The sequence below is a fragment of the Alcaligenes sp. 13f genome (assembly GCF_020496585.1).
GTDB classification, from domain to species: Bacteria; Pseudomonadota; Gammaproteobacteria; order Burkholderiales; family Burkholderiaceae_B; genus Alcaligenes; species Alcaligenes phenolicus.
In genome coordinates this window covers 39,277-57,986 of sequence record NZ_JAHKKC010000017.1, presented here as the reverse complement: position 1 = coordinate 57,986, position 18,710 = coordinate 39,277, and the positions used below count along the sequence as shown (strand labels likewise).

Sequence of the window (18,710 nt, the reverse complement as noted above, 5' to 3'; positions counted from 1 at the left end):
AGGCCGATTTCCCTAGGAATTCGGCCTGTTTCTTGTTGGGCTGATGGCATTTGGATGTGGCGAGTTATTCAGCCTGGTGCAGTAGCCTGCAGATTGCTTAATCCGTCTTTACGTCATTTAAGCCCGTTTGCCCAAACCCGGTGCCGGTGTCGTTGGCAGCAAAGGATCAATCGCACGACACAGAGCCAGCAACTGATCATCTGCACCGATATCGGCCTCAATCAACATCCCTACTGGCAGACCACCCGACAGGCCGATAGGCAAGGAAATGCCCGGTGCGCCCAGGTTCGAACCCAGGTCGGTACGCGAGATGTAGGTGTTGAACGTAGGCACTGCCTTGCCGTTCATCATGGTGGTTTCATCATCGCCAATCGGGCAGGCGGTCAGCGGGCTGGTAGGGAAGATCAAGCCACTGACATTGGACTGGCGCAGCAGGTCTGCATAGGCCTGTTGCATCAGGGGGCGGTCTACATTTAGCGCTTCTTCGTAGGCTTCCTGGCTGATGGTGTAGTCGCCCGTAATGGCGTCGAAAATCTCTTTCACATCGGGGCTGTGAATGCCTGCAATCAACTCGTCCAAGCTAATGTCGTACTTGTTTTCGGCCAGGTACAAAGGCAGGTTCTGCAAGGTTTCATACAGCACAATCGGCATGCCGACGCGGGCATTGATCTTCAGAACCGGAGACAGGTCTACATCGACCAGCGTGACACCGGCTTTTTGCAAATCATCCAGAAATGCCAGGGTCGCGTCGGCCACACCGGCATCCATATCCTTCCAGAAGCTGTCACGGGGTACGCCCAGACGTAGTTCCTTCAAGGAAGGAGTGGCAATCACAGTAGGGGCCTTCTGGCAGAGCAGGCTGTCCAGCAAGCTGATGTCAGCCAGGCTGCGAGTCATGGGGCCTGCTGTATCGCGGGTAGGGGACAAGGGCACAATGCCCTGGCCCGAATAACGGCCCACTGTAGGACGGAAACCGTACAGGCCGCAAAGCGCGGCAGGTAAACGCACCGAAGCGCCCGTATCCGTGCCCAAGCCAGCTGGAAACTGACGAGCTGCCACAACCGTTGCAGTGCCACCGGAAGAGCCGCCGGGAATACGACTTGGATCATAAGGGTTGCGACTGGGGCCCGTAGTAGCGTTATTGGTCGTAATCCCAAAAGCCAGTTCGTGCATCACGGACTTGGCGGGCAGCACGGCACCGGCCTTGCGCAATTGTGCGACTACATCTGCATCTTTCAGCGGCACGCGACCTTGCAGGGCGCCGGTGCTGGACGTGGTGGGCATGTCCGTGGTGTTCAGGTTGTCTTTCATCACCAAAGGCACACCGTCCAGCGCCAAGGCTTCGCCACGGGCGCGGCGTGCGTCAGACTGATCGGCCTGCTGGTAAAACAGCTCTGAATCCAAATGTGCCAGACCGCCCAAATGGGCCATTTCTTGTGATTGTTTGAGCAGCTCGTCGGCAATCTCACGGGCGCTGAACTGGCTTTTTTCCAGACCTGCCAGCAGTTCGCTGGCGCTAAGTTCGGTAAGTGACATGGGGTCTCCTGGGGAGGCGTGAACGCCCCCGGCTTTTGCTGTGATAGTCCTATCAATCAGCCTCTAACGGGGCTGTCTTGAAAAAAGAGACTGTAAGGGTATCAGCAAGCAGGAGGAATAACTCAGGACGCCTTCCAAACGACCTTGTTGCGGCCAGCATGCTTGGCTTCGTACAAAAGCCGGTCAGCTTGCTCAATGGCCTGGTTGATGTCGCCATTGCTGTTTAGCTGAACCACACCGAAACTGGCCGTCAGCGTATGCGCCGTGGCGGGGATATGCAGATTCATCACACTGCTGCGCAAACGCTCGGCGACCAGCACGGCGGTATGCAAGCTGGTGCTGCGTATCAGCAAGACAAACTCCTCGCCCCCAAAGCGGGCTGCCAAATCGTCCTGGCGAACCGTGCGAGCCAGTAAGGCCCCGAACTCCTTCAAGGCCCGATCGCCCGCCACATGGCCCCAGGTATCATTGACCATCTTGAAGTGGTCCAGATCGCAGGTCATGACCGCCCAGCCGCTATGTCCATACAGCTCCAGCCGTTTTTTGACCTGCTCGAAAAAAGCACGACGGTTCAACAAACGGGTCAAAGGGTCCCGGCTGCGCTCATGATCCAGCGTCTGCACAATCGACATGGCCGTACTGGTCAAAATAGCCAGCGCGACCCAAATGCTGATGAACATATTGGTCGCCAGCATCAAGAGCCAAAAACCGGAGCGGGTCAGCTCTGGCTGCATCTCGCGAGGGATCAGTGTGGCCAGCGCAAATACACGAACAAAGGCATAAAGCAAGGCTGTCAGGTAAGAGGCCCGCAACAGCGTTGCCAAAGGAATCGTGCGTGACCTGCCGGACAAGATCGACTTGATGGGCAAAGCAACCAACAAGGCCAGGCCCCAGTTCAGAATTTGTAAACGCAGCCAGAGATCATCATCAATCTGGGAAAAATAAAAAAGCAGCCCCAGCGTGACGAGGACGATTGCTCCAGCCAATCTGGGATGAGCACGTCCGCCAAAACGTAAAGCGACCCCATGAGACAAAGCCCAGACACCATATAAATACATAGCCGACAAGGGCAGAGTCCAGCGGGCGAGTTGCTCATTGGGCATCAGGCTATGGATCCCCATAGGAATAGCCGTGGAGATATACCCCGAGGCAATCCAGAGCAGGTAACGGTGATCGCGTAGACGGCTCCAGCAGTAAATCATCGCGATGCCCAGCAATGCCGCGCAGGCAGGGACGATCAGAACGAAATACTGGTTGGGAGAGGACACGGTGTGTTCGCGTGCATTAAGAAGAGTTGAAAACTGGCGTTACAACAATTGTAACGATATTGCTGCAGGGCAGACGCTTATCGATTGAGAACAAACAGTTTAATCAGAGAAAAGAAGAAGTTTTGATCTGCTTTATGAGCCGGTTTCCGTTAAGGGAAGGCTGCGCAGAATGAGAAGGACAGACAAGGGGAAGGATTGTTTACCTAAGCTAAACAAAAAATCAGGAATACTTTTCAAAACCACACCGAAAACAGACAGTTGAGACAGCCCACCTCCAACTGTATTTTTCATGGCAGGAAATTGAGCCATGAAAAATACCCCTGAATCCATCATCAATTAGCTCATAGAGCGGCATCACAGTTACGTTTCGCCCTTAAATTGCTTATGATGCCAGCCACTTGGAGCCCTGCCGGGGTGTCGGGGCGATTCAGAGTACTTGCCGCGGTCAGGAGATAGCGTAGTGATGCAAGCGCCCTGTTGTTTGACCGGGGCGCTTGTGGTTCGTCCGGGGGACGAACCACCCCGAGAGTTCAGGGTGCGCCCGTAGCTATCTCCTGACAAGGGCACCGGTGCGCAGCACCGGCAAGTGCTCAGCCCGGACACCCCGGCAGGGCTCCAAGTGGCGTCTTTCTGCCAAGGTGGAGTACTGAACAAACAACATTACGCCAGCAAACGGCAAGGCAACCCAAGCGTTCTATTGGGTTGTTTAATTTCCGAGCTGACATATGACCTTAAAAAGACATATATCTTCTCTTACCTGCGTTTATTTTCAGAGCACCAGAACAGCAAAAAGAAGCGGGGGGAGCGCTCAAACGGCCTCCCCCCCATCTTCAAAACAGCCCTTCCGCAATTACTGCGCCGTCTCAACCAGCACCAGCTCCGCATCCTCCAGCGCCTGAATTTCCAGCGTCGTTTCATTGCGAATCGCCGCCCCATCACGGGCATTCAACTCCAGACCATTTACCGAAACCCGCCCTGTGGCAGGCACCAGATAAGCCAGATGCTCGGCAGGCAAAGACAGAGTCGTGCTTTGACCTTTCTTCAAGGTCGCTCCCAGCACACGGGCCTGGGCACGAATCGGCAAAGCCTCTGCGTCACCTTCAAAACCACTGGCCAGGGCGACAAACTGCCCCGAACGCCCATCCTTGGGGAAAGGCTTGGCCCCCCAGGCTGGCGGTAAACCACGACGCTCTGGCTGAATCCAGATCTGGAAGATCCGTGTCGTCCCGCTTTCCAGGTTGTACTCCGCATGGCGAATACCCGTGCCGGCACTCATCACCTGCACATCACCGGCTTCAGTACGACCCTTATTGCCCAAACTGTCCTGGTGGCTGATCGCCCCTTCACGCACATACGTAATGATCTCCATATCGGCATGATCGTGAGGTGGAAACCCGGTGTTGGACGCAATCGTGTCGTCATTCCAGACACGCAGGGCACCCCAGCTCATGCGAGCGGGATCGTAGTAATTAGCAAAAGAAAAATGGTGCTTGGCGTCCAGCCAGCCGTGGTTGGCGCCGCCCAGTTCATTAAAAGGCCGATGTTCAATCATGATGCGCTCCTTAATATTGGATACTAAAAAGAATTCTAGGCGTCTTGCTGATTGAATAAAATAGAATCAATAGCATAGAATTCATTCCAAAAACGACATGAAAACATTACCGGATCTACAAGCCTGGGCCATCTTTGCCACTGTGGCGGAAACCGGCTCCTTTGCCCAGGCAGCCGAAGTTCTGGGCCTGTCACAACCTACTGTCTCCAAGGCAATCACCCGGCTGGAAAAACAGCTGCATGTGTCCCTGTTCCACCGTACCTCCCGACGCCTGTCCCTGACAGAAACCGGGCAGGCCAGCCTGGAACAGGCCCAAGCCGTTCTAGCTGCCGGACAAAACGCGGAAGCCCTGGCACGCGACCAGAAAGAAAGCCTGCAGGGACGTATCAAGATTGCTGCCCCCATGTCCTTCGGGCTGGAGCATCTGGCCCCTTTGCTGCCCGCCTTCATGGAAAAGCACCCGGCCGTGCTGCTGGATCTGCACTTTAATGACGCCCAGGTGAACATCGTGGAACAAGGTTTCGACATGGCCTTGCGTATCTCGACCATGGATGATTCCAGCCTTCTGGTGCGCCGTCTGTGCAATTTGCGCCTGCGGCTGGTTGCCGCCCCCAGTTACCTGGCCAAGTACGGCAGACCCTCACACCCCAGCGACCTGGCTCAGCACATGAGCCTGCGCTACGCCTACGAGCGACGCGGCAGTGTCTGGCGCTTTCAGCAAGGGCAGGAGTATTACTCCCAAACCGTGCCCTGTGCTTTGCAAGTCAACAATGCCCAGGCCCTGATCCCACCCTTGCTTCAGGGCCTGGGGCTTAGCGTGCTGCCTCAATTCCTGCTGGGCGATATGGTCGAGCAAGGCCAGTTGGAAATCGTGTTGCCGCAATGGGATTTGCCCAGCCTGACCTTGCATCTGCTGACGCCTCCGGGCCGCTCTCGCTCGGCTCGTGTGCAAGCTTTTATCGATTTTCTGGTCGCGGGATTTGAACAGGCCGCCTGGGCCGATACCGGCCAGTAAGAGACTGCTTACGTTTTGCCGCTAGACTGTCTGGTCCACTCTTGTTTTCTAGGAGATCACTATGGATACACGTCCTCCCTTGCCACCTTTCGATCTGGAGAGTGCCCGCCAGAAAGTGCGTGCCGCCGAGGATGCCTGGAATAGTCGTGACCCGGTCAAGGTTTCGCAGGCATATACCGTGGATACGCGCTGGCGCAATCGCAGCGAGTTTCCGCAGGGGCGAGATCAGGTTCAATCTTTTTTAGAACGCAAATGGCAAAAAGAGCGTGAATACCGCTTGATTAAAGAAATCTGGGCCTGGCATGAAAATAGAATTGCCGTGCGCTTTGCTTATGAATGGCAAGATGAATACGGTCAGTGGTGGCGCAGTTACGGAAATGAAAATTGGGAATTTGACGAGCATGGCTATATGGCGGTGCGCCATGCCAGCATTAATGATGTGGCAATTACAGAATCCGAACGCAAGTTCCGTTGGCCCTTGGGGCGGCGCCCCGATGAGCATCCGGGTTTGAGTGATCTTGGCCTTTAATTAGACCTGGGTGGCTGATCCTGGATACGCTCAGATTGCGGTGGTTCGGGACGAATAAGCCACCACGGAAATAAAAATCCGGTTTGCATTTGGCTAAACCGGATTTTTTTTAATATTTAATCTTTATGCTTCATTCTTCATGGTCTGGAAAGAATAAAGGGCGAAATATTGAAGTTTCCCTGTTCGCAATCAAAGACACACGCTTGGATAAATGGTTTAGTGTTGGGTTAGCCTTCGTTCATCTCCAAGGAGTCTTCTATCATGAATCACCCTGCTGGCCCGGATACGGCCGCCGTGGATCGCACTGGGCCTTCCAGTCATTATTCCCGATTGATCGAGCAAGCTCGCAAAGAGCACAGTCGAATTTGTGTGGTGGCTCATCCCTGCGATGATGTGTCCCTTGGAGCCGCCTTGCAGGCACGGGCCCAAGGCCTGTTCGAGATCGTGCTGGTTGGCCCGCAGGCCCGTTTGCATTCCGTAGCGGCAGAGCATGGTTTAAGCCTGGAAGGGGTCACCTTGATTGATACCCCCCACAGCCATGCCTCGGCAGAGCGAGCCGTAGAGGAAGTGCTGGCCGGCCGTGCCCAGTTGCTGATGAAAGGCAGCCTGCATACGGATGAACTGATTCAGGCCGTGCTGTGCACCCAGGGCAAGGGCTTGCGGACTGGTCGCCGTTTGAGTCATGTTTTCATCATGGATGTGCCCAGCTATCCGGAGCCCTTGTTTGTGACGGACGGCGCCATCAATATTTTCCCCGATCTGAGCACCAAAGCGGATATTGTGCAAAACGCCATTGATCTGCACCACGGCCTGGGCTTGGGCAAACCGTTGGTCGCCATCCTGTCTGCGGTCGAGCAAGTGACCGAAAAAATCCCGACCACGCTGGAAGCGGCGGCCTTGTGCAAGATGGCTGATCGCGGCCAGATTACGGGCGGTGTGCTGGACGGCCCCTTGGCGCTGGATAACGCTATCAGCCCCGAAGCGGCGCGCATCAAAGGAATTGTGTCGCCCGTTGCGGGCAAGGCGCAGATTCTGGTGGCCCCTGATCTGGAGGCCGGCAATATGCTGGCCAAAAACCTGACCTTCCTGTCCGGCGCCCAGGCTGCCGGTATCGTGATGGGGGCTCGTGTGCCTATCATTCTGACCAGCCGAGCCGATAGCGCTCAGACCCGCATGGCCTCTTGCGCCGTTGCCAGCCTTTACGCGGGCTATCTGGAACGTAAAGTTGCTGTGGAGGCTGCGCACTAATGAGCGAGCAGATTCTGGTCATTAACGCAGGCAGCTCCAGCCTGAAGTTTCATATGTACAAGGTCCAGCCGGGCGACCATCTGGATTTTGAGTTTGGCGGTCAGGTTTCGGGCATTGGCAGTAACCAGCCAGCCTTCAAAGTTAAAGATGCCCAGGGCCAATCCATGGTCAAGCAGGATCTGGATGGCGAGCAGGCCAAGAACCTGCATACAGCGCAGGCTTTGGTGGCGCGCTGGCTGCTGGAGCATGTGGATGGTCGGCCTATTGCCGTTGGCCACCGTATTGTGCACGGGGGCGCCCGCTACGACAGCAGCGTACCCTTGACCCCGAAGGTGCTGGAGTATCTGGACAGCCTGTCACCCTTGGCACCACTGCATCAGCAGAACAATCTGGCTCCTGTTCGCGTGATCTTCGAGCACTACCCGGAAATCTTCCAGGTAGCGTGTCTGGATACGGCTTTCCATCAAGGACATGCCCCGCATTTGCAGCATTTTGCATTGCCTGGTCGGTTCTTTGAACAGGGCGTGCGCCGCTACGGTTTCCACGGCCTGTCCTATCACTATATTTCCCAGCACCTGCGTCGCGAAATTCCCGAACTGGCTGACGGGCGCGTCGTTGTTGCCCATCTGGGTTCCGGAGCATCGGCTTGCGCCTTGAAAGAAGGCCGCAGCGTTCACACCACCATGGGCTTTACGGCGCTGGACGGCTTGCCTATGGGGACTCGTCCGGGGCGTCTGGATGCCGGTGTCGTGCTGTGGATGCTGGAGCAGGGTATGGAGCACGACGAGATCCAGTCCGTGCTCTACACCCAGTCCGGCCTGAAAGGCTTGTCCGGCGATCAAGCGGATATGCGTGCGCTGGAAGCTTCCGATGATCCTCGTGCCAAGCTGGCGGTGCAGTACTTCTGCTATCACACGGCAGAGAATCTGGCGGGCTTGTGCGTGGCCTTGAAGGGGTTGGATACCTTGGTGTTTACGGCGGGGATTGGCGAGCACAGCCCGTCTATTCGGGCAGGCATCGCCAAGCACCTGGAGTGGATGGGGGTGGAGATTGATCCGGCTCGCAATCAGGCAGGGGAAACCGTAATTTCTACGGACAGCAGTGCCGTGCGTGTATTGGTGATTCCAACCAACGAGGAACTGATCATTGCTGAGCAGTCCCTCGCCTTGGTGCGTGCCAAACAGCAGGCTCGCGACTAGACCTTAGGCGGCTTTTTGAACCAGACCGGCAGCAACGGTCTGGTTCGTGCTGGGGTCGATCAGGATGAAAGAGCCCGTGCTGGAATGATCCTGATAATCGTCCAGCACCAGTGGATCACGGCTGACCAGGCTGACACGGCCAATATCGTTCAAGGACAAGCTGCCAGTGGCTTGCTGCTCTTGCAAACTATGCACATCGCGCAAGGCATGCACGGCTTGCACCTTGGCTTGGGTCAGGCGTGTGCCTTGTTTTAACCAGTAAGAGCGGGTGGTGTTCAAGGCCTGTTCGTCCAGCCAGCACAGCTGCGCATCAAAGTGTTTGCTGGTGCTTACTTCTTCATGGGCCAGTGTCAGCAAATCGCCCCGTGAAATGTCCAGTTCACGATCCAGCACTACAGTCACAGCGTCCCCGTCGCTGACAGAAGTTTGTTCTGTGCCCGCGCGAAACAGCTGTGTGATCACCGCCGTTTTTCCGCTAGGCCATACCTGAACGCTATCGCCCACCTGGATGCGGCCGCCACTGAGCTGACCGGCGTAGCCACGGAAGCCATCAGCACGGCTGCCGCCATGACGCGCCACCCATTGCACAAACAAACGGGCAGGGCGCTGAATGTTCTCGCGCAGATCCAGCGATTCCAGCAAAGGCAGCAGTGGCAAACCTTGATACCAAGGCGTGTGTGGCGAAGCCTGGGTGATGTTCTCGCCCTTCAGGGCCGAGAGCGGAATGATGTGAAAGTGCTCAATCCCCAGCTGGGTAGCCAGTTGGCGATAGGCTTCATGGATACGGTCGAACACGGCTTGGTCCCAATCGACCAGGTCCATCTTGTTCACCGCCACCACGATATGACGCAGGCCCAGCAGCTTGGCAACGGTGCTGTGGCGCTTGGTCTGGGTCAGCAGTTCACCGTCCTTGGCGCGGTGCGCATCAATCAGAATGATGGCGGCCTGGGCGGTGGAGGCGCCCGTAATCATGTTGCGGGTGTACTGCTCGTGACCGGGGGTATCGGCCACGATGAATTTGCGTTTGGGGGTCGCGAAGTAGCGATAGGCCACGTCAATCGTGATGCCTTGTTCGCGCTCGGCTTCCAGGCCGTCGGTCAGCAGGGCCAGATCGGGTTCGGCGTCCTCGCCACGCTTGTATTTGGAGCGCTGGATGGCCGCAATCTGGTCGGCAAACACGCCCTGGCTGTCTACCAGCAAGCGGCCAATCAAGGTGGATTTTCCGTCGTCCACGGAGCCAGCGGTAATCAGGCGTAGCACGCCTTGATCGGCAGCCTGCAGCCAGGCGTCATTGACTGTGTTCATTAGAAATATCCTTGTTTCTTGCGGTGTTCCATGGAGGCTTCGGACGTCTGGTCATCCATGCGGGTCGCACCACGCTCGGTAATGGTGGCCAAGGCGGTCTCAGCAATAATGTCTTGCACCGACGCGGCAGTAGAGAGCACCGGGCAGGTGCAGGAAATATCGCCTACGGTGCGGAAACGCACATCGCGCCATTCGGAGGTTTCCCCATCCAGCAACGGAGTCAATGGCGTGATGGGTACGATCAGCCCCTGACGCTCCACCACTTCGCGCGAGTGGGTGTAGTAGATGGATGGCAGATCAATGGCCTCACGCTGGATGTATTGCCACACGTCCAGCTCGGTCCAGTTGGAAATCGGGAAGACGCGCAGGTTCTCGCCCTTGTGAATACGGGTATTGAACAAGTGCCACAGCTCGGGGCGTTGCGCTTTGGGGTCCCATTGGCCGAATTCGTCGCGAAAAGACACGATGCGCTCTTTGGCGCGGGCTTTTTCCTCGTCACGGCGGGCGCCACCGAAACAGGCATCAAAGCCAAACTCGGCAATCGCTTCCAGCAAGGTGACGGCTTGGGCCCCGTTGCGGCTGGCGGTTTCATTGCGCAGCACCACGGTGCCGCGCGCGATGGAATCTTCCACACTGCGCACAATCAGTTCGGCGTTCAGCTCAGCGGCGCGGCGATCTCGAAATTCGATCACTTCCGGGTAGTTGTGGCCGGTGTCCACATGCATCAAGGGAAACGGCAGCGGGCCGGGTGCAAAGGCTTTCTGGGCCAATTGCAGCAGCACAGCGGAGTCCTTGCCGCCGGAGAACAGCAGCACGGGTTTTTCAGCTTCAGCCGCGATTTCACGCAGAATAAAAATGGCCTCGGCTTCCAGCCAGTCCAGATGAGTACGGGTAGAGAGTGGTTCGCCCATGGGGTTCCTTCAGGTGTTGACACTGCTATTCAGATTGCTGGCATGCAGGCCGCATTCCAGGCTGTCGCGCTGTTCCCACCACCAGCGCCCGGCGCGCACGTCCTCACCGGGGCGAATGGCGCGCGTACAGGGCTCGCAACCTATGGAGGGGTAGCCCTGGTCGTGCAGCGGGTTGTAGGGGATGCTCAAGCCACGGATCACGGCCCAGACATCGTCCTGCGTCCATTCGATCAAGGGATTGAATTTCTGCAGCCCAAAGACGCTGTCGTATTCCTTGCTGGACAGTTCGGTGCGGCTGGCTGTTTGTTCGCGGCGCTGACCGGTAATCCAGGCTGATCGGCCTTGCAAGGCACGACGCAGTGGCTCTACCTTACGGATCGCGCAGCATTCTTTGCGCAGCTCCACACTTTCGTAAAAAGCGTGTGTGCCATGAGTGCTGACGTGTTCCTGCACCCGGTCCGGATCCGGGTGAAAAAACAGGATGGGGCGTTCGTAGTGCTGCTGGATGTCCCGCCCCAGCTGCAAGGTCTCTTCGTGCAGACGACCAGTATCCAGGGTGACGGTTTGCAACTCGGGGGTGTAGATGGACATGGCATGAAACAGCACCATGTCTTCCGCAGCCAGAGAACTGGCCAGAACGGCATCCGTGTGTTCGCGCGCGATGTATTGCAGATCGTCGCGCAGCTGTTTCCACAGCATCAGTGGCCGGGCGCTCAGGGCAAGCGCGGCAGGGGCTTGGGCGGGCATGATCAGATGTCCTTGCGGCAATACCAGTACCGGCCCTGCTCAAAACGGAGTCACGTGGGCCGCGCTATCGCCTTTACATGGTTCATGAAGTGATGAGCCAGTGTGCTTGCGCGAGCCCTCGCTGGGAACGAAGTATTAGTTAGGTGAATATGCCCTTGCTGTATTTAGCCGCCTTGTCATTGTGTTTTCAAGCGCGTCGGCTGGCGGCAATAATGGCGATGATGACGATGCAGGACAGCCAGGTCAGCAGGTCCACTTGCTCGCTTAACCATACCGCCGAAATCAGCACGGTCAGGAAGGGTTGGGCCAGTTGTACCTGACCAATACGAGCCACACCACCCATAGCCATGGCCTTGTACCAGGGGAAGAAACCCAGCAAGGAAGAGAACAGGGCCAGGTAGAGCAGGGCCATGACAGATTGGGAAGAAGGCATTTCTGTCATGGGAAAAGTCAGCCACAAGGTGGCAGGAATGGTCAGCGGCAAGCTGGCAGCCAGACACCAGCAAATGGTGCGCCAGCCACCCAGGGTACGAGCGACACGACCACCTTCGGCATAGCCTACGCCAGACATGAAGACCGCCAGAGCCAACCAGATATCGCCGGTTTGCAGGGCGCCTTCACCGATATAGAAAGCGTAGAGCAGCACCAGGATGGCACCCAGCAGGCTCAGCATCCAGAAGCGACGGCTCAAGGGTTCACCGCTACGGGCGGAGGCAACAATGGCGGTTGCCAAAGGAATCAGCCCGCTCAATACGGCCCCGTGCGAGGAAGGCACGGTCTGCATGGCAATCGAGGAAAACACGGGCCAGCCTACGATTACACCCGTACAGGACAGGGCGATGCCGCGCCATTCCGACGCCGTGGGGCGACGGCTGCGGGTCGCCAGCAAGATGATGGCCGCAAACACCCCCGCGATACTGGCTCGTGCCATTCCGACCAGCCAAGGGTCAAAGCTTTGCACCGCCAGCCGTGTCATGGGCAAGGTGAAGGCAAAGACGGTAACCCCGATAAAAGCGTAGAGATAGATCAGCAATGCTGGGGCGGTACTGGGCATGGGAAGACTGGTGCTGCGGCTCATGAAAATCACCACGGATAAGAAATAGGTTTATCACAGCTTTGAGCTTAAAATAAATAAACAATACAGTTGCGATACAGTTCATCAATCAGTCGGTCAAGCTGTACTGGTCAAACTTCCGCTACAGTCGGTTTTCTCGCTTGGAGCTCAGCATCATGGAATGGTTGGATTGGCAGCCCGTGCGCGGTTCGGACGTGACACTTAGCGATCAACTGGTCGCCTGGGTGCAGCAGGCCCTGCATTTGCGGTATCGGGGCGGCAGTCGCTTACCCTCTGTGCGCCGGTTGGCGCAGTCTGCCGGGGTCAGTACGCATACTGTTGTGGCCGCGTACGACAAGTTGATGGCCTTGGGCTTGGTGGAGTCCCGGCCCGGTTCCGGTTTCTTTGTGCGGGTGCGCAGCCCTCGACGCCTGCGTTCCGAATCCCTGCATGTAGAAAAGAATGAGCCGCGCAAAATAGATGTGAACTGGATGTTGAACAGTTTCATGGGGCATAGCGACAGCGCGGGCATTCCCAGTCAGTGGCTGGATAACGAGATGATTCTGGCGGCCTTGCGGCAGGTCAGCCGTAGCGCCGGCTCCAACTTGCTGGGCTATGGGCATTCGCATGGCTACCGACCCTTGCGTCAGCACATTGCGGGACAGCTGGAAGATAGCGGCATACAGGCAGATCCTGATACGCAGCTTTTATTGTGCAGTGGTGTTACGCAGGCGCTGGATTTGCTTCTGCGCCATTGGCTACGGCCTGGTGATGCGGTTGTTGTGGAAGATCCGGCCTGGTATCTCTTGTTTGCTCGCCTGGCGGTGGTGGATGTGCGAGTGCTGAGTGTGCCACGCCGCGCAGATGGTCCGGACCTGGCGGTACTGGAACAACTGGCGCGCGAGCATCGTCCACGTCTGGTCATTTTGAATACCGTGGTGCATAACCCCACCGGCTTTAGTTTGAGTCCGGCGGTGGCGCACAGCATTCTGACTTTGGCCCAGACCTGGGACTTCCACATTATTGAAGACGATACCTATAGCGAGCTGCACGCCAATCCAGCCTGCCGTCTAGCGCAATTGGATCAACTGAACCGGGTGACATTGGTGGGGGGCTATTCCAAAGTCATGGCAGCTGGTTTGCGGGTGGCCTATATGGCAGCAGCTCCTGAACTGCTGCAGTCTTTGGTGAATCTGAAAATGCTGGCAGGGCTGACGTCACCGGAGCTGGGTGAGCGGGTCATTCACCGGGTGCTGGTAGATGGACCCTATCGCAAACACCTGGAGCGGTTGCGCCGTCACGCCAATGCCGACAGGCATAAAACCCTGGAGCAATTGGCGCATGTAGGCCTGGCGCCGGACGCACCACCCCAGGCGGGCATGTTTGTCTGGGTGGATACGGGTGTGGATACGGAAAGTCTGGTGCGTGCTTTGGGGCGACCAGGGCATTTATTGGTGCCGGGGGCCTTGTTTTCCCCGCAACAGCAACCATCTACATATATGCGTATTAATGTTTCTTTAGGCGACGATGCGCAGTTTTGGCAGGATTTTGCCCGTTGTTTGTTCAACGCCAAGCAGTCCTCCAGCCCCGTGCCCAGCGAAGTAGCCTTATAGCTTGAACGCTGATAGTTGCACTGTCATCTAGCTCTGTTAGCATAAGTCTGTGCGACGCATAGAAAGAAGTTTTTATGCGACGCGCGATAGCTAATAGCAATTAACGTTATTGCATTAATCAATTTTACTAATCGGCAGTGGCTTCCTATAATGGCTTTACTGTCAATGATTAATCACTCACCGGAGCAAATATGTCTTTGATCAACACCGTCATCAAACCTTTTAAAGCACAAGCTTTTCACAACGGCAAATTTATCGAAGTCAGCAACGAAACCGTTGCCGGTAAGTGGGCTGTTTTCGTTTTCTACCCAGCCGACTTCACGTTTGTTTGCCCAACCGAACTGGAAGACCTGGCTGACCACTACGCCGAATTCCAGAAAATGGGCGTAGAAATTTACTCGGTGTCCACCGACACTCACTTTGCTCACAAAGCATGGCACGACACTTCGGAAGCCATCAGCAAAGTTAACTACCCAATGATCGGTGACCCAACTCATCAGCTGTCGCGCAACTTTGACGTGCTGATCGAAGAGGAAGGTATCGCTCTGCGCGGTACGTTCGTGGTGAACCCAGAAGGCGAAATCAAGGTCCTGGAAATCCACGACAACGGTATCGGCCGTGTGGCTTCCGAACTGCTGCGCAAAGTTAAAGCCGCTCAGTACATCGCCGCTCACCCCGGTGAAGTTTGCCCAGCTAAATGGGAAGAAGGCGCCAAGACGCTGACTCCTTCCCTGGATCTGGTTGGCAAGATCTAAGACCTTTTAAACACGGGTCTTTAGCGGTGGTCGGCGCGCTGCGCCGCCACCCCGGTGCCTGACCGGTTCAGGCACCTCAAGTTGTTTCGTTCAGTACAGGATAAAGGGCGTTTCACATGTTAGATGCAAACATCAAAACTCAATTGAAGGCATACCTCGAGAAGATCACGCAACCGATCGAGATCGTTGCGACGCTGGATACTGGCGCCAAGTCCGTCGAGCTGCGCGAACTGTTGCAAGAAATTGATGGTCTGTCCGACAAGACCAGCTATCGCGAAGATGCGGATGCGCAAGAGCGCAAGCCTTCCTTCCAAATTAACCGTCCCGGTACCGACATTAGCGTGAGCTTTGCGGGTATCCCGATGGGACACGAATTTACCTCTTTGATCCTGGCCCTGCTGCAAGTGGGTGGCCACGAGATCAAACTGGATGCCGCTGTGATTGAGCAGATCCGTAATCTGCCCGGCGACTTTGTTTTTGAAACGTATTTCTCGCTGTCGTGCCAGAACTGTCCTGACGTGGTGCAGGCCTTGAACGCCATGTCCGTGATCAACCCACGTATCAAGCACGTGGCGATTGACGGTGCCCTGTTCCAGGACGAGGTTCAGCAGCGCAACATCATGTCGGTTCCGGCCGTGTTCTTGAATGGTGAAATGTTCCATCAAGGCCGTGCCAGTGCTGAAGAGTTGCTGGCCAAACTGGATACGGGCGATAACTCGGCTCGTGCCGAAGCCTTGAACGCCAAGGACGAGTTTGATGTGCTGATTGTGGGTGGTGGTCCTGCAGGTGCTGCCGCTGCTGTGTACGCCGCTCGCAAGGGTATTCGTACGGGTGTATTGGCCGAGCGTTTTGGTGGTCAGGTTCTGGACACCATGTCGATCGAGAACTACATCTCGGTAGTTGAGACCAATGGTCCTGCGTTTGCAACGGCGCTGGAGCAGCACGTCAAAGCCTACGATGTGGACATCATGAATCTGCATCGTGCCCAAGGCATTCGCCGTGAAGGCAAGCAGGTCATTGTGGATGTGGATGGCGGTGCTCAGCTCAAGGCCAAGTCCGTGATTCTGGCTACTGGTGCCCGCTGGCGCGAACTGAATGTGCCTGGTGAGCAGGATTACCGTAACCGTGGTGTGGCGTACTGCCCGCACTGTGATGGTCCTTTGTTCAAGGGCAAGGATGTGGCGGTGGTTGGCGGTGGTAACTCCGGCGTTGAGGCGGCAATTGACCTGGCTGGTTTGGTCAAGCACGTTACCTTGATCGAGTTCGGTGATGCCTTGCGTGCTGACCAGGTCTTGCAGACCAAGCTGCGCAGCTTGCCTAATGTGACGATCATCATGCAGGCTCAGACCACTGAAGTTCTGGGTGATGGCACCAAGGTGGTGGGTCTGAATTACCTTGACCGTGCTACTCAGGAAGCCAAGAGCCTGAAGCTGGATGGTGTATTTGTTCAGATCGGTCTGGTGCCCAACACGGAATGGTTGAAGGGCAGCGATGTGGGGCTGTCGCGTCATGGCGAGATCGAGGTTGATGCTCGTGGTGCGACTTCGCTGGCTGGTGTGTTTGCCGCTGGTGACGTAACGACCGTTCCTTTCAAGCAGATCGTGATTGCTGCTGGTGAAGGTGCCAAGGCTGCGTTGAGCGCATTTGATTACCTGATCCGTAGTTCGGCTGAAGTTGAAGAGCCGGTTGCAGAGAAAGTGACTGCTTAATTATTTCTGATTGTTGGACCTGGCTGTTCAAGAGGGCCACCCTGTTTGGGGTGGCTCTTTTTTTGTCTGTGGGTGGGGTGACAAATAGTTGTTGTGTATCAGGAGTGCTTCAGCATTGATCCTGTTCTTTGAGAAAAGTCGTCTCAGGAAAGACGCCGCTCAAGCCGTCTGCCCCTGCCTCGGGGCTTGACTACTTGCCGGTGCTGCGCACCGGTACCCTTGTCTGTTCTGGAATCCGGGCGCCCTGTGAACTCCCGGGGTACTTGGTCCCCCGGACCAAGCACAAGCGTCCCGCTCGAACAACACAGGGCTTGCATCCCGGATTCCAGAACAGCCCGCGGCAAGCAGTCTGAATCGCCCCGAGGCAGGGGCAGACGGCTTGAGCGGCTCGATGCATGAGATGGCGCGATTTTTCAGTCGTTTCATGTACGAGAAATTGGCAGGGATGTGGAACAAAAGAGGTGTTTGATTTCCTACGTTCCATGTGGAGACAACTGGCGGTTTGTGATGTGTTCTGAGCAGATGGTCATGAGCCTGCCAACTAGCTGTTGATGGACGCTAAATTGGCGGGGTTTCTTGTTTTCTGTTGGTCTATCTTCCTTCCTGTCTGCTTGCCTATTTGGCTGTCTGTCCATTTATTTCTTCGTGTTTACTTGTTAGTCGATCTGCTTGTCTGGCAACTAAGCACCTACCCGCCCACATATTTTTTGATGCTGTGGCCAATCATGATCATCTTGCTCTAATTTGAATGTGCTGATGCTGATTTGTGATTCAGCTCTACATGTAAATACTTCCTCACTGCATACACCGTCTCAGGCTTAGAAGTTGGCTTGATGCTTGCTGACGCTATAAACCACTGCTGCGGCCTGCGGGGGCGCGGGGCGATTCAGACTACTTGCCGCGGGCAGAAAGACAGGACGGGATGCAAGCAGTCTGCTGTTTGAGCGCGACGCTTATAGCTCGTCCGGGGGACGAGCTATCGCGCGAGTTCAGAATGCGCCCGTCCTGTCTTTCTGACAAGGGTACTGACGCGCAGCGTCGGCAAGTGGTCAAGCCCGGCGCCCCCGCAGGCCGCAGCAGTGGTGCTTTACAGAGATTGCCTATGCATTAATCCAGGCTCTTCCAAACCGAAGCGACGTCACATAAGAAAGACATGCTCCTGCATGTACATAGCAATTCAATGCGATTGGGCCGGCCTTGGCCTAGTGTCGAGTACACGATGAGTATTCAAGGGCTAATAAATAGTCCTGCTATAAATCCCCTTCAAGCTCAGGCCAGTTCCCGCCCAATACATCCGTACAGACCTGCAGCCATGCTCTGGCCGCCTGCGACAGATACCGCCCATTCCACAGTAGCGCCACTTCCCAGTTCAATGCCGGTTCCACCACTTCTTTGGCAATCCAATCCCCCGGTTCCAGCCGAGAAAGAAACGGCTGGGGCAACAAAGCGACTCCCATTCCCGCCTGTGCCATGGAAGCCACCCAATCCCATTGATTGCTCTGGGCAGCAATATTCGCCCGCAAGCCCGCATGGGCGAACGCACGCCGTAACATACGGGTCAGGGCATAGTCTTCGCCCAGGAATATCAAAGGATGTTTCTCTAACTCCCGTAGCTTGATCTTTTTTTGCGCACCGGACAGCGTATCTTTATGGCCAATCGCCCAAACCGCATGTTTGGCCACGGGGGTAGCCGATACATTCAGCTCCGGCCCCAAAGGCAGAATACTCAGCCCCATTTCAACCGTGCCCGCCGCAACCATACGCTCAATCCCCATGCCGGTTTCTTCATGCAGAATCAGCTCGATCTGCGGATGCCGGTTCTTGAAGGTCTTGAGCACTTCCGTAAACAGCACATTAATCATGGGCGGAATACCCAGATCCAGGCGGCCGCGCTGCAAGGCCTGAACTTCGTGAACCTCTCGCAGCAAGCCCTGCATGCTCTGCAGAACTTCCTGCCCCCGCTCCAGTACTACCTTGCCGCAATCGGTCAGCTGCAATTGACGGTGATCGCGAATCAGCAGGGGCTCGCCCAGCTCATCTTCCAGCTGCTTCACCATCTTGCTGATGGTCGATTGCGTTACGTTCAGACTCTGCGCGGCTTGCGTAAAGCTTTGATGTTTAACGGTTTCAATGAAGTATCGCAAGGATCGGATGTCCATGATTGGCTGGCCTTTATCTATGACTTTTACGACTTCGTATTAGTTATTTTATTCATTATGGCGATGCTATGCTGGCTTTGTTCAAAAAACATAAACGCCTGTTGTCAGGG

At 56.0% G+C, this 18,710-nt stretch carries 16 protein-coding genes; 7 read left to right on the top strand and 9 right to left on the bottom strand.

The genetic code is table 11. The features are described from left to right. Positions 1–117: 117 nt before the first annotated feature. From iaaH to KOE80_RS14725, 4 genes are all read right to left on the bottom strand, one after another. Positions 118–1,536 carry an indoleacetamide hydrolase gene (gene iaaH / locus KOE80_RS14740; protein WP_226349428.1) on the bottom strand — a complete coding sequence of 473 codons (1,419 nt, stop codon included), beginning with the start codon at positions 1,534–1,536 and terminating at the stop codon, positions 118–120. 122 nt (positions 1,537–1,658) lie between these two features. Continuing rightward, positions 1,659–2,804: a sensor domain-containing diguanylate cyclase gene (locus KOE80_RS14735; RefSeq protein ID WP_035273354.1), complete on the bottom strand. Its 1,146-nt coding sequence runs from the start codon at positions 2,802–2,804 to the stop codon at positions 1,659–1,661. 132 nt (positions 2,805–2,936) lie between these two features. Then, a complete protein-coding gene (locus KOE80_RS14730) occupies positions 2,937–3,113 on the bottom strand; it encodes a hypothetical protein (RefSeq protein ID WP_155624362.1) in 177 nt (58 codons plus the stop codon). Between the two features lie 541 nt (positions 3,114–3,654). After that, a complete protein-coding gene (locus KOE80_RS14725) occupies positions 3,655–4,356 on the bottom strand; it encodes a pirin family protein (protein ID WP_060186610.1) in 702 nt (233 codons plus the stop codon). Positions 4,357–4,453: 97 nt separating this feature from the next. On the opposite strand from KOE80_RS14725, the gene KOE80_RS14720 reads away from it, so the two are divergent. From KOE80_RS14720 to KOE80_RS14705, 4 genes are all read left to right on the top strand, one after another. Beyond that, a complete protein-coding gene (locus KOE80_RS14720) occupies positions 4,454–5,371 on the top strand; it encodes a LysR family transcriptional regulator (protein WP_115634352.1) in 918 nt (305 codons plus the stop codon). 61 nt (positions 5,372–5,432) lie between these two features. After that, entirely contained in the window at positions 5,433–5,900 is a 468-nt protein-coding gene (locus KOE80_RS14715) for a DUF1348 family protein (protein WP_060186612.1), read from the top strand. Between the two features lie 261 nt (positions 5,901–6,161). Further along, positions 6,162–7,148, top strand: coding sequence for a phosphate acetyltransferase (locus KOE80_RS14710; RefSeq protein WP_009454816.1), 987 nt, complete (start codon positions 6,162–6,164; stop codon positions 7,146–7,148). Further along, positions 7,148–8,347 (top strand): acetate/propionate family kinase, encoded by a 1,200-nt coding sequence (locus KOE80_RS14705; protein WP_226349427.1) that lies wholly within the window; start codon positions 7,148–7,150, stop codon positions 8,345–8,347. Before KOE80_RS14710 ends, KOE80_RS14705 begins: the two co-directional genes overlap by 1 nt. Positions 8,348–8,350: 3 nt before the next feature. Here KOE80_RS14705 and KOE80_RS14700 read toward each other — a convergent pair whose 3' ends face one another. From KOE80_RS14700 to KOE80_RS14685, 4 genes are all read right to left on the bottom strand, one after another. Continuing rightward, positions 8,351–9,652 (bottom strand): sulfate adenylyltransferase subunit 1, encoded by a 1,302-nt coding sequence (locus tag KOE80_RS14700; protein WP_035273339.1) that lies wholly within the window; start codon positions 9,650–9,652, stop codon positions 8,351–8,353. After that, on the bottom strand, positions 9,652–10,563 hold the full coding sequence (gene cysD / locus KOE80_RS14695; protein WP_009454833.1) for a sulfate adenylyltransferase subunit CysD: 912 nt from the start codon (positions 10,561–10,563) through the stop codon (positions 9,652–9,654). Before cysD ends, KOE80_RS14700 begins: the two co-directional genes overlap by 1 nt. Before the next feature lie 9 nt (positions 10,564–10,572). Further along, complete coding sequence (locus KOE80_RS14690; protein WP_153230905.1) at positions 10,573–11,310, bottom strand: phosphoadenylyl-sulfate reductase; 738 nt, start codon at positions 11,308–11,310, stop codon at positions 10,573–10,575. A 187-nt stretch (positions 11,311–11,497) separates the two neighbouring features. After that, complete coding sequence (locus tag KOE80_RS14685) at positions 11,498–12,388, bottom strand: DMT family transporter (protein ID WP_226349426.1); 891 nt, start codon at positions 12,386–12,388, stop codon at positions 11,498–11,500. 152 nt (positions 12,389–12,540) lie between these two features. Here KOE80_RS14685 and KOE80_RS14680 point away from each other — a divergent pair, with 152 nt between their 5' ends. From KOE80_RS14680 to ahpF, 3 genes are all read left to right on the top strand, one after another. Continuing rightward, entirely contained in the window at positions 12,541–13,977 is a 1,437-nt protein-coding gene (locus KOE80_RS14680; RefSeq protein WP_083054464.1) for a PLP-dependent aminotransferase family protein, read from the top strand. A gap of 191 nt (positions 13,978–14,168) precedes the next feature. Then, a complete protein-coding gene (gene ahpC, locus KOE80_RS14675) occupies positions 14,169–14,732 on the top strand; it encodes an alkyl hydroperoxide reductase subunit C (protein WP_009454841.1) in 564 nt (187 codons plus the stop codon). Positions 14,733–14,848: 116 nt separating this feature from the next. Further along, positions 14,849–16,441, top strand: coding sequence for an alkyl hydroperoxide reductase subunit F (gene ahpF / locus KOE80_RS14670; protein ID WP_026485487.1), 1,593 nt, complete (start codon positions 14,849–14,851; stop codon positions 16,439–16,441). 1,250 nt (positions 16,442–17,691) lie between these two features. Here ahpF and KOE80_RS14665 read toward each other — a convergent pair. Continuing rightward, on the bottom strand, positions 17,692–18,600 hold the full coding sequence (locus KOE80_RS14665) for a LysR family transcriptional regulator (protein WP_226349425.1): 909 nt from the start codon (positions 18,598–18,600) through the stop codon (positions 17,692–17,694). Between the last annotated feature and the right edge of the window lie 110 nt (positions 18,601–18,710).